The organism is Streptomyces sp. NPDC060002 (genome assembly GCF_042737245.1).
Lineage (GTDB): Bacteria > Actinomycetota > Actinomycetes > Streptomycetales > Streptomycetaceae > Streptomyces.
This window is the reverse complement of record NZ_JBHWUW010000012.1, coordinates 84499-98416: the sequence shown is the minus strand read 5'-3', so window position 1 is coordinate 98416 and position 13918 is coordinate 84499. Positions and strand designations below refer to the sequence as shown.

General features: G+C 71.7%; 11 protein-coding genes, 1 tRNA gene and 1 pseudogene. 3 read left to right on the top strand and 10 right to left on the bottom strand.

From position 1 onward, the window contains the following. Positions 1-32: 32 nt before the first annotated feature. Complete coding sequence (locus tag ACFWBD_RS14120; RefSeq protein WP_385666716.1) at positions 33-200, bottom strand: hypothetical protein; 168 nt, start codon at positions 198-200, stop codon at positions 33-35. 660 nt (positions 201-860) lie between these two features. After that, positions 861-1392 (bottom strand): annotated as a pseudogene (locus ACFWBD_RS14115) (DUF6879 family protein). A 263-nt stretch (positions 1393-1655) separates the two neighbouring features. On the opposite strand from ACFWBD_RS14115, the gene ACFWBD_RS14110 reads away from it, so the two are divergent. Then, on the top strand, positions 1656-3266 hold the full coding sequence (locus tag ACFWBD_RS14110) for a cation acetate symporter (RefSeq protein WP_385666714.1): 1611 nt from the start codon (positions 1656-1658) through the stop codon (positions 3264-3266). A 15-nt stretch (positions 3267-3281) separates the two neighbouring features. Here ACFWBD_RS14110 and ACFWBD_RS14105 read toward each other — a convergent pair whose 3' ends face one another. The 5 genes from ACFWBD_RS14105 to ACFWBD_RS14085 form a co-directional block, all read right to left on the bottom strand. Continuing rightward, entirely contained in the window at positions 3282-3740 is a 459-nt protein-coding gene (locus ACFWBD_RS14105; RefSeq protein WP_385666712.1) for a MarR family transcriptional regulator, read from the bottom strand. Continuing rightward, positions 3737-4231 carry a MarR family winged helix-turn-helix transcriptional regulator gene (locus ACFWBD_RS14100; RefSeq protein ID WP_385666710.1) on the bottom strand — a complete coding sequence of 165 codons (495 nt, stop codon included), beginning with the start codon at positions 4229-4231 and terminating at the stop codon, positions 3737-3739. Before ACFWBD_RS14100 ends, ACFWBD_RS14105 begins: the two co-directional genes overlap by 4 nt. Before the next feature lie 486 nt (positions 4232-4717). Beyond that, the gene (locus tag ACFWBD_RS14095; protein ID WP_385666708.1) at positions 4718-7450 is read right to left on the bottom strand and encodes a DUF6493 family protein; all 2733 of its coding nucleotides are present in this window, start codon (positions 7448-7450) and stop codon (positions 4718-4720) included. Beyond that, positions 7447-8814, bottom strand: coding sequence for an SWIM zinc finger family protein (locus ACFWBD_RS14090; RefSeq protein ID WP_385666706.1), 1368 nt, complete (start codon positions 8812-8814; stop codon positions 7447-7449). Before ACFWBD_RS14090 ends, ACFWBD_RS14095 begins: the two co-directional genes overlap by 4 nt. Positions 8815-9148: 334 nt before the next feature. Next, positions 9149-10708: a flavin-containing monooxygenase gene (locus ACFWBD_RS14085; protein WP_385666704.1), complete on the bottom strand. Its 1560-nt coding sequence runs from the start codon at positions 10706-10708 to the stop codon at positions 9149-9151. 849 nt (positions 10709-11557) lie between these two features. Between ACFWBD_RS14085 and ACFWBD_RS14080 the strand changes: the two genes are divergently transcribed. Then, positions 11558-11974 carry an SRPBCC family protein gene (locus tag ACFWBD_RS14080; RefSeq protein WP_385666702.1) on the top strand — a complete coding sequence of 139 codons (417 nt, stop codon included), beginning with the start codon at positions 11558-11560 and terminating at the stop codon, positions 11972-11974. Next, the gene (locus ACFWBD_RS14075; protein ID WP_385666700.1) at positions 11974-12402 is read left to right on the top strand and encodes a MarR family winged helix-turn-helix transcriptional regulator; all 429 of its coding nucleotides are present in this window, start codon (positions 11974-11976) and stop codon (positions 12400-12402) included. The genes ACFWBD_RS14080 and ACFWBD_RS14075 overlap by 1 nt, the downstream gene beginning before the upstream one ends. A gap of 330 nt (positions 12403-12732) precedes the next feature. Here the strand turns inward: ACFWBD_RS14075 and ACFWBD_RS14070 are convergent. The 3 genes from ACFWBD_RS14070 to ACFWBD_RS14060 form a co-directional block, all read right to left on the bottom strand. Next, positions 12733-12806: transfer RNA gene (locus ACFWBD_RS14070), tRNA-Met, on the bottom strand. Between the two features lie 52 nt (positions 12807-12858). Then, entirely contained in the window at positions 12859-12987 is a 129-nt protein-coding gene (locus ACFWBD_RS14065) for a hypothetical protein (RefSeq protein WP_385666698.1), read from the bottom strand. 223 nt (positions 12988-13210) lie between these two features. Further along, the gene (locus tag ACFWBD_RS14060; RefSeq protein ID WP_385666696.1) at positions 13211-13804 is read right to left on the bottom strand and encodes a VOC family protein; all 594 of its coding nucleotides are present in this window, start codon (positions 13802-13804) and stop codon (positions 13211-13213) included. Positions 13805-13918 lie beyond the last annotated feature (114 nt).

Below are 13918 nucleotides of genomic sequence, written 5' to 3'. Positions count from 1 at the left end.
CCACCTCGGTACGGGTCGACCAGGGGTTCCCTTCACCCCCACTCCGACCTGTCGGCCAGGCGGCGGTACCACCAGAACTGCGTACGCCACTGGCGCCGGTACGCGAACGGGTCCGGCAGAGTGCGGCGCAAGAACACCGCGTCAAGAAGCTTCACAAGCCGGACGAGCTCGGCGCGGGCCCGTTCCGGCAGTGTCTCCATGACCTCCTCCAGCACGTCGCGTGCGTGTCTGACGTCGTCGAAGGAGCACCCGGGGCACGAGCAGAACGACTCCCGCGGGTACAGCGGACGTGTCCCCGGCGGGCGCAGGAACTCTCGGTAGCGCCGCAATGCCCGGTCGGTGGCTCCCCGGTATATGTAGAAGCTGTCGCTCAGGCACTCGACCCGGTGTACAGCCAGGCTCGCCCCAGTGGAGAGTCCGTGAATCCGGAACGGCGGGGCCGACCCCCATATGCGGGAGACCGGTCGCTCAGCGCGCAGCGCGCGTGGCCGTCTACGCGGCATCGGCCTTTCGACACACGATCATGGGAGCCATGATGCCAGGCACGGCTGTCCTGCCGCATCCCGTTTTCGACCTCCGCGACGGATCTCCAGGCCGCCGGCAAGGACAGTTGCGCAACAGGAAGTCCGGTACCCACCCTCGACCCGGCACCCAGCTCATCGGGCGCCCGACAGGAGGCAGGGCGGCTTACCCGCTCCCGGCCGGTGTGCGTGCCAGGGGCGTGGTTCGGATGCGAGGCAGGTGGTCTGGTTGGCTTGGCCGGAAGTCCGTTGCGCGGGCTGTTGGTACGTCACGTGACCTCATGAGAGGGAGGGAGGGAGGGGGCGTGATGGGGTGGTTCACTCACGTGATGGGGTGGTTCACTCACGATGAACCCGCGGGAGCGCGGTCTGGTGCTCCAGCCATACAGCGCGATCTTGCCCGGGGACCGGCTGCGGGAAGGCCGCGACCACCGCTGACCATCGGCGGGAGCGGCTAGCCGTCTTGCGCGGCAGACCGGTCGTGTTGCCGGGGATCGGCTCGCCCCGACACCCATCGGCTGGTAGGTGTGCACGGCCTGCGTCCTCGCGCCAGGGGTTGCGGACGTCCTCGCCGGTCGCGGCGCACCTTGCCCAGTCCAGCAGGCACAGCCGCCCTTGTGTGGGTGGGTTGTCGACAATCCGGACCCGTCCCGCGTACTTGCCGCTCGACGACTGCCGGGAGGTGTTCGTGCCACCACTCGCTGTCCAGATCCATAACCGCGGTGCCGGTCTCCAGGAACTCCGCGTATGAGGGATCCTCGCGATCCGCAACGTAGCCGCGCCGTGTCTCGAGGTGCCAGGCCGCGTACTCGAACGTCTCGAAGAGCAGGCCGAACTCCTCGATGCTGATGAGCTTGGGCACGCGCTGCATCTCCTTCGCGGCCGCGTGCGGACGCGGGGACGGCCTTCGCGGCGAGCCTGTGCCCCCGCACACCCCCGCCGCGGCCCCGCTGTGTCACCGCCTCCCGCGTGGACCGCCCGCTGTACGCGGCCCCGGCCGGCTGATGCCATGACCGGCATGTCTTCCGCATCCTCTTCACCGCCACGCCCGGACGCACCGAGTGACCCGTACGCGCCGAAAGCCCCGTCCGCTTCGACGACTTCGTACGCGACGACGGCACCGGGGCGCCGAGCATGAGCACCGGCGACGGACATTCGCTCGCCGTCGTGGTCTTCCTCGTCTTCGTCGCGGTGTCCCTGTTGATGTGCGGGCTGGCGGCGGCCGACCTGGACGACCCCGAGCACTTCTACGCGGGTGGCAGCGCCGCCTTCGGCCCGGTCGGCAGCGGACTCGCCATCGCCGGCGACTACATCTCCGCGGCCACCCTGCTCAGCACCACCGGCTCGGTCGCCCTCGACGGCGCCGACGGCATCCTCTTCGCCTGCGCCACCGTCGTCTCGCTCTACCTGGTCATGCGGATCGTGGCCGGACCTCTGCGCCGCGGCGGCGTGTTCACCCTGGGGGACTTCTTCGCCGACCGGCTCGGCGACCTCTCCGTGCGCCGTGCTCTCGGCGTCGCCACCCTCGTCGTCCTCACCCCGCTCCTCCTGGTACAGCTCTCCACCGCGGGTCACATCATGGTGGCCATGTTCGGTCTCCCCGACGGCGCGCTCACCGGCTGCACCGTCACTGCCGGGACGCTGATGGTCTGTTACGCCGCGTTCGGCGGGATGCGCGGCATCGGTTATGTACAGGTCCTCAAGGTCGGTGTCGTGCTGACCGCGGTGCTGCTTGTGGCGGGGCTCGTCCTGGCGCGGTACGGATGGTCACCGGCGGGCCTCTTCAACGCCGCCCAGGACCGCTCCGAGGCGGGCGCCGACTACGCGCGCCCCGGACTGCACTTCGGCCACTCCTTCGCCGGGCGCCTCGACCTGATCAGCTTCGAGACCACCCTCCTGCTCGGCGCCGCCTGTCTGCCGCACCTCACCATGCGGCTGCACCCGCTGCGCGACGCCCGTACCGCTCGCCGTGCCGTCGGCTGGGCCGTGGGGCCTGTCACGGTGGTGTGCGCCGCAGTGGTGGTGGCCGGACTCGGCGCCTGCGCGCTGATCGGCCGCGACCTGCTGCGGGCCGCCGATCCCGGGGGAGCGACCGCGCTGCTGATGCTGACGGGCGCGCTCGACCCGGTCGCCGGGGGCGTCCGGCACAGCATGGTCTTCGCCGCCGTCGCCTGCGCCGTCTTCGTGACCACGCTCGCGGCCGTCGCCGGTATCACCCTGGCGGCCGCCTCCAGCCTCGTCCGCGATTTCACCGGCCGGCCGGTCCACGGCACCGCTCGTCGCTCGCCCGGCGGTGAGATCCGCCGGGCCAGGATCGGCATCGTCCTGGTCGGAGCCGCCGCAGTCGTGCTGGCCGTGCTCGTCCAGGACCGCGGCCGACTGACACTGATCTCGCTGTCGTTCACCGTCGCGGCCTCGGTGCTCGCTCCGGTCCTGCTGTACGCGCTCTTCCTGCCCGGCCACACCGCCACCGGGGCGCGCTGGACCGTCTACGGGACCCTGCCGCTGATCACGCTGCTCCTGGCGGGGTCCCCCGCCGTCTCGGGCACGCCCACCGCGCTCTTCCCCGACCACGACTTCCACTGGTTCCCGCTCCAGACCCCGGGGCTGATCACCATCACCGCGGGCTTCCTGCTCGGTCTCAGGGGCCGCACCCGTCCCGCGGCCACGCCAGAACCCTGGCACCACGGGACGGGAACCATGCGCCGTGACGCACGCAGCCCCGACGCCGCGGGACGCCCCTGAGCCTGGTCCGCCGCCTCACCCCGTCAGCGCAGCAAGCTCCGCGTTGGCGCGCTCGGTGACCAGGGCCAGGACGCGGCCGGCGGCGGCCAGGTCCGCGGCGGGTATCCCGCCCCAGACGCGGGCGCTGACGGGCGCGGTTTCCGCGCCGACAGCGGTCGTCAGCTCGCGCCCTGCATCCGTGGGGCGAAGGTGCGCGCCGTCCGCGACGAGCAGCCGCTTGGCCAGCAGTTCGTCGAGAGTGGCGCGAATGTCGGCCGGATGGGCCTTGAGGGAGCCCTGGACCTGGGTGACGAGGTCGTCCGGCGTCTGCGGAGCTTCGGCGGTGAGGGCGGCGCGCAGGGCGATCTGCTGCTGGAACGTGATGCCGTGCCGGGCCAGGACGTGCTCCAGGACGCCGCGAGCGGCGTAGTGGGCCAGGGCGAGGGCTCGGGCGTCGGCGACGGGTTCGGTGGTGGTGGATGCAGTGGTAGTCATGGTGTTGTCCCCTGAGTGCTCTCGTCGTTCGGTACGGATCGAGTGAGAGGTGCGTCGAGCAGGGCCGTCAGCTCGTCGGTGAACGCGCGCGTCCGCGGGGCGTCGAGGCCGCCGAGCGGCTCCAGCAACTGCTGAAGCAGTTCCTGGACCGTCGTAATGGCCTGCCGTGTGACGGCCTGGCCCTGCTCGGTGAGGGCGAGCTGTACGGCGCGCGGGTCGCGCGGGTCGCGGGTGCGCTCGATCAGGCCGGCCGTCTCCAGGGCGCGCGCCAGCTTCGAGACGTACAGCGCCTCCAGGCCGGTGTGGTCGGCGAGTCGGCGCTGGCTGGGCCGCTCGCCGTTGCGCTGCATGCCGTGCAGCGACGCGGCCAGTACGTACTGCGCGTGGGTGAGACCCAGCGGAGCCACCGCGCGATCGACCGCCACACGCCACTTGCTGGCGAGCCGCCATACCAGGAAGCCAGGCGTGGGGCCCGGTGAAACCTTGCTCATGCCAGATAGAGTACATGGCTATTATGTCCATGGCTACCATTATCTGGCGGCCGTGATGGCGGACCCCGAACAGACCAACGACGCCGACCTTGAGCCCACGGCCCAGGACCAGCCCTATCGCCTGATCGTCCTCGGTGTCCTCGGGCCTCGCCCCTGACCGCATCCGGCGCGGAGGCACCAGACGCACGACGACCCTGGCACTCGCCTCCGGCGCCCTTCCGATGCCGAACGCCGCGGTCAGATCTGTCGCGGTGACGCCGGGCTCGACTGCGTCGAACTTGATGCCCGGCTGGGTGGATGGTGTGGACGAAGTCGTACGGCGACCACCGCACCGTGGCGTCCTTCGCGGTGGCCGCACACGGGGATGGCGGGGTTCTCCTTCGACGACCCGACTGCGCACGGACGACGTAGACGCTCCCGGGGTTGCACGAGTCCTTCGGGGAGCTGCGGGAGCCGCTCCGGGCGGAGAGCGCGAAGTAGGACCGGTCAGCCCAGTACGTCGCGCAGCAGCCGCGCGTTCTTCACCACCTGGCTCGATCCTGTGCGCCCCGCGGCCGTTGTGACCTCGGGTATCTCGCCCTTCGCCGCGCAGCGGGAGGCGCAGTCGACGCCGAGGGCGAGCAGTGCTCCGGCGCCCCGGACCACGGGGTCGCGCAGCAGTGGGGGCAGGGTGACTTCGAGCACGGACCAGATGGTGGCGTACGCGCCCGTCTCGGCCGCCGTCCTCAGGGAGGCTGTCACCCGGTTCGCCTCGATCCACCTGCCGCGCAGCATCTCGGCCAGCTGTTGTCCGAGCAGGCCGGTGTCCAGCTGCCCGCGCCCGGCGAGCACGAGGAGCGCGTCCACCGCCGCGTCGCGTTCGCCCTGCCGGTCGTATGTGAGGGTGTACGCCACTGCCAGGTGCAGCGCGAATCCCGCCGGGCCGCCGGACTGCGCGGCGAACGGCAGGGCGTGGGCCCAGCCCCGCATGGACACGCGGCACCTGAAGTAGTCGCGTGCGAGCACGAGTTCGCGGTGGTGGGGCATCTGGGCGAGCCAGAAGGGGACCATCGGGTCGTAGAGACCGTTGTTCCGGTACGGCCCGATCAGGGTCTCGGCGGCCGGGAGCAGCGGGGGCCCGGGGGCCGGCTCGGGGTGTGTGTGGCTCATCCCGATCTCCAGGTGCACGCCCGGCTTGACGTCCGGCCAGCCATCCGGCCTGGAATCCCAGTGCGGCAGACCGCCCTCGCGCAGCCACCGCACCAGCCGCTGCCCGGCGTCCGACCCGAGCTCCCCCGCCGCGCCCAGCACCTTCTCGTCGACGGTCTGGGTGACGCGCAGCAGCGCCTGGGCCAGGTCGACCGGCGCGGGCGTGATGCCGAGCCCGTCGAGCACGGAGAGCCGTTGCACGAGCACGGCGGCGTCCAGCGCACCGGTGGCATCGGTCGGCACGGCCAGCAGGAACGGCTGCGCGTCGGTCCTGATGACGTCGATCGCCTCGGCCAGGCGCGCCCTCAGCAGCTCTCCGGCCGGGGAGAAGGCGTTGTTACCGAGGCGGGCGGTGAAGTCGCACTCCCTCGGCTCGTCGCCCCGCAGCGCCCTGGCCACGTCGTACACGTCGGACTGGGTGAAGTCGGACGCCTCGCGGGGTTCCTTGCGCATGACCGGCTTCAACGCCTGGGCCAGCGCGACCCGGTCGAGGTGGGCGTGCCGGACGAGGCCGTCCAGGACACGCTCGAACGTCACCACGTCCTTGTCGTCCGCGACGACCGCCGCGAGCTCCTCGGCAACCTCGACGGCCGTCTCGATGGGCCCCTGCACCGGGCGCGGTTCAGGCGCGGCGGGCAACAAGTCGGCGTACTCATAAGCGAGTTGGTCGGTGAGTCGGTCCGGTGTGGTGCCGAACAGATCGGCGGCCCGGGCCGCGAGACCGGGGCTGATCCGTGCGGCGGCCGTGCGCAGCTCGGGCAGTACGGAGTCTCCCGCGGCCTTGAGGTGCCGGGCGATCACATCGAGGGCGCGCTCCTGCATGTCGACGTCCCGGTGGTCGAGGGCAGTCGCCGCGTCGAGCACGGTCCGCGCGGCGCGCGCGGGGTCCTTCCGGGCCGCGCGGTCGAGCCGGGTGAGCTGGGCGCGGACCAGCTTCTTCTCGGGTCGGAGCAGGATCCGTTCGCCCGCCTCGGTGAGCACCTCGGGCTCCAGCAGCCCGGCCTCGTCCAGGCCGATCAGGACCTCCTGGGCGTAGGCGGCCACCGGCGACGACAGGTCGAGCAGTGCCACATGGTCCCGGAGCGCGGGCGCGTTCTCGGCCGGGGTGAGGGCGAGGGCGCGCAGGTACGCGAGCGGCGGCGCGGTCTCCGCGCGCGTACCGTCCTGGAGCAACCGGACGAGCAACGGCTCGGCGAGTGCGACGCGTTCGCGGGCCACCGTGGCGTGTTCCGCCGGGGTGAGGGCGAGTTCCGTCAACGCGGTCGCGGCGTCCCATCCCCACCCCTCGTCGGCGGACAGGTCGGCGAAGACGCGCCGGATCAGCGCCGCACGGTCCACCAGGCCCTCCTCGGAGAGGCTGATGAACACGCCCAGCCTGGTGTCCTCCCTGATGAACGGCAGGCCTCTGGTGCGGAGCATGTGGTGGAACGAGCCCGCGCCGAGGTACACGCCCGGTCGTTCCAGCACCAGCGGGAGGAGCTTCGGCGACAGGTCGTCCGCGCGCAGCCGCTTCAGGAAGTCGGCGCCGGGCCGGGCCCCGCCGCGCAGGTGTGCGGGATGCTCCCAGGTGCTGTCACGCCAGCGCAGCCAGCTCTCGATGAACCCGTCGGAGATCGGGACGGGGCAGCCCGTGTCGTGGACGAGGTGTTCGACGAGGTCGGACCTGATGGTCTTCCCGGTCGTCGACCGATCGGCGAGCTGCGCGGCCAACTCGGCCCGCCAGGCGACGGGGTGGAGGTTCACGACGTCGAGCATCCAGACGCCGCCGAGGGGCAGGCGGACCGCGTTGCTGTCGTTCTCGGGCCGCAGGATCCAGTCGGCCGCGGCCACGGGGTCTGTCCGGCAGCCGAGTTCGGCGGCGAACTGGGCGGCCTTCTCCTCCTCGGGGCGGTGGTACCAGTCGGCCCGCAGCGTCGCGCGCCGGGCCTCCAGGGCCTCAGCCTGTGCCGCGCGCTCGTCCGGTGTCAGGGTGCCGAGTTCCCGGAGCACACCCTCGACGTCGAAGGCTTCCGCGAGTTGGACCAGCGTCATCGTGCCGTCTCCGATCGTGCCGTGCTCTCAGCAGCAGCTTCCGCGTCCGCCGCCGTGCCGCGCACCATGCCCACCGCGAGCACGTGCTTGCAAGGGCCGCGTCCGCCCCGGTACTTCGCCCACCAGAAGCAGGTGCAGCTCAGCCGGCCCGACGCGTCGTCGGCGCGGACCACATGGGCGTCGTCGCCCTTCCCGACCCGGGCCAGCGGCCCTTCGAGCCGCACCGCCCCGTCCGCGACGAGCGCTCGCGCCCCGCGCAGCCGGGGGTTGCGCGACTCGGCGGCGCTCGCGCGGTAGGGCAGATGGCGGTGGAAGTACGCCTCCTCGGCGAGGTCGTAGCCGATCTGGCCGGACGTCCCCAGCATGGTCAGCGCGGCGCGCACCCGGCCGGCCGGCAGCCCGGCCTGCGCCGACAACTCGGCGACGTCGATCCTCGGCTCCCAGGCCAGCAGTTCGGCGACCCGTTCCGCGTCCGCCGCCGCGGGCCCGGTGGCGAGGTCGTGGAGCACTCCGCCCTCGCCGGAGAAGCCGCGCGAGGCACTCTGGGAGAGCATCAACGTCAGCCGCATGCCGGGCAGTTCGACCTCCCAGGCGACGGCGGCGGCCCCGTCCGCGGCAGCCGGCGCGTACACCCGTACGGTCGCCGCGTGCCGCAGGACCGTCTGGAGGGTCAGCAGCCGTTCGGGCCCGGGCAGGCACACGGCACCCGGCGCCGGCCTGGTAGTGGGACGCAGGGTACGGCCCGCGGGCACCACCCAGCGGCTCGTACGAGCATCGGGCCGCCGGGTGGGCCGGGGCAGCGCCCGCAGCAGGGACGCCGCCTCCACGGCGGGCACCTCGGCCCGCAGGGCGAAGCCCGCCGCGAGCACCTGGGCCTCGGCGAAGCCGCGCAGCCAGCGCTCCGGCAGCGGGACCTTCTTCTCCACGAACTCGCCGTCGAAGGTCCTGACCGTCAACTCCTCGGGCCCGACAGCCAGATGGAGGGGGTCGAGGCCGCCGAGCCCGGCCAGCGCCCGCCGCAGCGGAAGGTTGACGTCCACGTTCGTGGTGCCGTGCCCGACGTCGTCACCGTCGAGGCCGGGCGCGAGGACGTCGAGCCGGGCGTAGACACCGCAGCAGCCGGAGAAGGACTCAAGGCGCAACCGGTCGCCGTCGGCCGTCACCACCGGATCGAGCGAGGCATTCGCGCTCGGCCGGTAGTAGCGGGCGGCGGCCACGTCGGCGACCGCGAGCAGCGCTGTCGCCGCGGCGGCCGGCGCGGTCAGGAACCCGCTGAAGAACCGGGGGTTGGCCGCCTCTCCGGCCGGGGTGGCACCGCCGGAGGTCTCCAGCGCGAGGGTGCGTCCGGCTGTCGTTTCGCGCATGGCCGAGGGCCGTAAGTAAGAGTAGGTCTGCGTGAGTTGGGTCACGCGCACACGCTACGGCCAAGGACTGACACCGGCCGCGGGGGCACCCGCACACCGCCGGAGCCCCCGCCGGGCGCGCCCACGAAGGCCCCGCCGGGCCAAGAGACCACGCACACGCAACGGCCCTCCGACGGGCCCGGTCCACAACATCGTCCTGGGCGCCGACAACCTACACACCGACGACCAGGCCACCCGTCAGCTCGCTCACCACCACGGCGACGACAAGCCTCTCGCGATCAACAGCATCGGCTGAACCGGCGCTGCTTGCCACCGCCGTCGCAACGACACCGCGTCATGGCTGCTCCGCGTTCGCGGCTGCCGTACGGTCCGCAGGATGCGGCCTCCCCTGAGTGGGGACGGGAATGCGGCGGTCCGGTGTGTCGGAGGTGTAGGCGTCGGCGTCGAATTGGCTCAGGTGGCGCACGAGCCGTCCGGTGGACCACGGCCAGGCGAAGGCGTTGTGCCCGGTGGAGGTGAAGTAGTAGCTGGTGCAGCCGCCCGTGTTGTAGACCGTGGTCGCGAGCGCCTCCTGCACGGCGATGTTGTGCGCGGTCTGTGCGGCCGGCGTGACGTCCAGGGCGCGCTGGCCTCCTTGGTCGAGGTGGGCCAAGGCAGCCATGAGGTACGTCAGTTGCGCTTCCAGGACCGTGATCGCGGAGGTGGAGCCGCCGAGCAGGTTGGGTCCCAGAAGCAGGAAGAGGTTGGGGAAGCCGCTGACGGTGGTGCCCAGGTACGCCCGCGGTTCACTGCCCCAGTCTTCGCCGAGTGTCCGGCCGTTCGTGCCGTACAGGGTCGTGGCCAGCGGCAGCTCGCCGACGCGGAAGCCCGTGGCCTCGATGAGCACGTCGGTGTGGACGATGGTGCCGTCGGCGCCGACGACCTCGTTGCCGCGTACGGCGCTCACCGCGGTCGGATGCAGGTGCACGTGCGGCTGGGACAGGGCCCGGTAGAAGGTGCTCGACGTCAGGAGGCGCTTGCAGCCCAGCCGGTAGTCCGGTGTCAGGTGCCTGCGCAGCTGCCCGTCGCGGACGGCGAGGCGCAGGTGTGCGCGGGCGCCCGCCTCGAGGAGGCGGGCGGCCTGCGGGTGGCGGAAGGCGTAGCCGAAGCCCTCCTGCAGGGCGTACTGGCCGGCGCGCATGGCGCCGCGTGCGCCTGGGACGCGGTCCACCAGCCGGTTGAACGCTGCGGGTACCGGCAGATCGGGCTTGGGCAGCACCCATTGGGGTGTGCGCTGGATGAGGTTGACGGTCGCTGCCCGGGCTTCGATGGCCGGGACGATCTGGACGGCGGAGGCGCCGCCGCCCACGACGGTCACCCGCCGCCCGGTCAGGTCGACGCTGTGATCCCACCGGGCGCTGTGGAACACGGGACCGTCGAAGTCCTCGATGCCGGGCACCTCCAGGCGGCGCGGGACGTGCCACGGGCCGGTGGCCAGGACCAGAACCGCCGCACTGTAGGGCCCGTCGCTCGTCTCCAGCAGCCAGCGGCCGGCCGGCCCGTCCCATCGCGCCCCCAGCACCTCGACGCCGCAGCGCAGCACGTCACTGAGCCGGTACCGCTCGGCCGTCGCCCGCAGATAGGCGAGGATCTCCTGCTGCCCGGCGAAGACCCTGCTCCAGGCGGCATCCGGTGTGAAGGAGTAGCTGTAGAGCGTCGAGGGCACATCACAGGCACAGCCCGGGTAGGTGTTCTCCCTCCAGGTGCCGCCGAGGTGCGTTCCCTTCTCCAGAACGACGACGTCGTCATACCCTGCCTCGCGCAGTCGGACGGCGGCCCCGATCCCGGAGAACCCCGCCCCGACGACCACGGCCCGCACGTCCCTGACAGTCCGCTCACCCTGTGCCGGGATCACAACGACGCTCCAGCCGCGCGGTGGGCCAACAGGCCACAGCCCGCACGCGGCTCTCGCGGAGCCGTCGGGCGGGCAGACTTCAGCAGCCCGGGCCGTGGTGCGGCGGGCAGAGCGGAAGCGTGGGGCAGCAGGGCGAGCGGGGCGAGGCTCCGCTTGAGTGGTGTGATCACGTACCGCCAACGACCAGGACCCTGCGGCGTCACCCCTGTCGCTGGGCTGGGGCGAACACCGGTGGCGCGATCGACGGTGTCAGGACCATACGGTCACTTGCGCGGGGCCCGCCGCTTTGTGTGGCAGACGCGCCGAACGGTCGCGGAAGTCCCGCCCTACCACCGAGCGGGGGCTCCTCGTGCGGTCTTACCTGTGCGTTGAAAGCCACGTGCCCCCCGCCCCCCGCCACCACCGACGCGGGACTTCTCGTTGCTCGGGTCACCGCGGTCGGGTCGGGGCATTTCGACTGCGGCCACCCGAACGCCGGAGTGCGGGAAGCACTCCACACCTGCGGCGCAGCATCCGGCTTCCCCGCCGTACCGACCGCATACCGCTCCGTACGGGTGGCCATCGCGGCCGCGAGGACCGACTTCCGCGACAGGAGACCGAAGGCCGCCGAGGGGCACACGGTCAGCCGCCCAGATCCGCAGCCGGTGCAGACAGCCGGTGGGGACAGCCGACCGGAGTGCCGCGACGGCGCACGCGAGGGAGTCGGCGGTGACCTGCTGCTGCACTGCGCCCCGGGCGGCACCGGTCGGCGTGCGGCCACCTCCCCCAGCCGGACCATCAAACCCTCGACAAATAGTCTTCGCGTAGATAATCTGTAGGCACATAATCCAGCCGAGGAGGCCACCCCGCATGTGGGAGTACGAGCACAGCATCGAGACCAGCGCCACCCCCGACGCGATCTGGCGCCTCTGGGCCGACGTGGAGAACTGGGGCGCCTGGAACGCCGAGATCGAGAAGATCGAGATCAGTGGCCCGTTCGCGACGGGCACCCACATCACGATGACGCCGCCCGGGGACGACCCGATACAGCTGCGCATCGCCGAGGCCGCCGAAGGCGAACTGTTCATCGACGAGGCCCGCTTCGGCGACCTGGTCCTGCGGACCGTCCACCGCATCGACCGGATCGACCACGGCCGGATCCGAGTGGTGTACCGGATGGAGATCACCGGCCCCGGCGCCGACGAGGTCGGCCCCGAAATCGGCCCGGGCATCACCGCCGACTGGCCCGACACCATGGCCTCACTGATCAAGCTGGCTCTGCACTGATGCCTCTCAGCCCCGGCGACAGCCCCGGATTGCTGTTGTGGCACGCCACACTGCGCTGGCAGCGCGACATCGCCACCGCCCTGGCACCCCTCGATCTCACCCACGTCCAGTTCGTGCTGCTCGCCTGCACCTGGTGGCTCAACTCCCAGGGCGAGCATCCCAACCAGCTGGCTCTCGCCCGTCAAGCAGGCACCGACGTCAAGATGACCTCCCAGGTCCTGCGCGCTCTGGAACACAAGGGCCTCATCGAGCGCGAAGTCGACCCGGCCGACACTCGCGCCAAGCGACTGCGCGTCACCGACACCGGCGCCGACCTGGCCCCACGCGCGATTGCCGCCGTCGAGCTCGCGGACGCGCGGTTCTTCAAGCCGGTGCCCGTCGACGACGCGGTAGCCCTCCTCCGCCGCCTGGCACATCCCCACCCCTGAAACGCCTTCATCGAGAACTGCAGGGCCCCGAACCACCGGACGGCGGCATCCGCAACAAGCCGCCGCCGCGCCGCCGCCGCGAGGCAACTGCTGCCTGCGTGCCAGGACCCGGCTCCGCAGCACGTCGTACGTGAGGTTCAGCAACAGGCCGGAGAGGACGACGTGGGCGAAGGCCAGGGGGCTGTACAACCAAGCCCACAGCGGGCGCCTGGCCGGTGAGGCCGCCGGAGTTTCCATGCGCTGAGCACTCGCCTCGGGCGGATTCGGCACGATGGGGTCATGACTCCGAAAAGGCGAAGGGGCCCGGCGATGCCGGGCCCCTTCTTCTCGTAGCGGGGACAGGATTTGAACCTGCGACCTCTGGGTTATGAGCCCAGCGAGCTACCGAGCTGCTCCACCCCGCGTCGGTGATGCCTACTCTACACAGTGGCCCGCCGTGGCAATACCGCGGCCGTTTCAGCAGCGGACCATGCCCTCGGCCTCCCGGAAGGTTACGAGTACACGGCGCACACGCACCGACTTCCCGGAGCCGTGCACAGCGGCCTCGACCTGGACGGCCCGGTCGCGCTCCTGGACGCCGGACACGTGGTGATGGCCTCCATGTCCAAGGAGATCCGCCGCCCACCCCCGCGAGGCCGTCGAGGGGTCGCTGTTCGTCGCCCTCCAGGGCAGGCACAGCGACGGTCACGCCTACGCCCAAACGGCCGTCGACAAGGCCGCTGCGGCAACCCTGGTCACCCGGCCTGTCGGCGTCCCCGCGATCGTGGTCGACGAAGCGACCAGCAAGGCAGGCCATGGACGGCGGGAGTCAGCACATGACGTGGAACTCGTTCCCGCCTGCGTCGAGGAACTCGCCGGATTCCCAGTCGCGCTGGGTCACCTCCAGCCGCAGCCTGTTGCGCCCCGTCTTCGGCGCCGCAGGCGGCCCCATCACCAGGGAGACCGTGCTGGTGGGCCTCCGTCGCAGCCGGACGCCCCAGTTGCGGGACTCGACCGCGTGCCATGCTGCCTGGGACTCCCAGAAGGCCCACTGCGCGTAACGGTCCTCCTCGGCAACGTCGAGGCAGATCGCGACGAGACCGGAGTCGGCGAGCACGCCAGGGTGACCGGGACGCAGCACGCAGAACTCGTTGCCCTCCGGGTCCGCCAGTACGTCCCACGGGACGTCCCCCTGGCCGATGTCGACCCGCCTCGCACCGAGTGTGAGCAGACGCGCCACCTCGGCCTCCCAGTCCAGCCCTCCGGCCAGGTCGAGGTGGAGCCGGTTCTTGAGCGCCGCCTTCGGCGTCGCGCTCGGCACGAACCGCAGCTGCAGGCCGCCCGTCCGGCCTCGCGTCGCGTCCAGCCAGAAGCGGTCCATGCGCGCCACATCCAGCGCGTCCATCACGATCCCCGTCAGCATCCCGTTCCCCCCAGCCGTCAAACCCGTTGCCTGCTCATTGTCGCCGCCAACTGCGGGGATTCCCGTGCCCCCTTCAGTCTCTCCAAGAACAAGAACCTGGGTGCCGACCTCTGA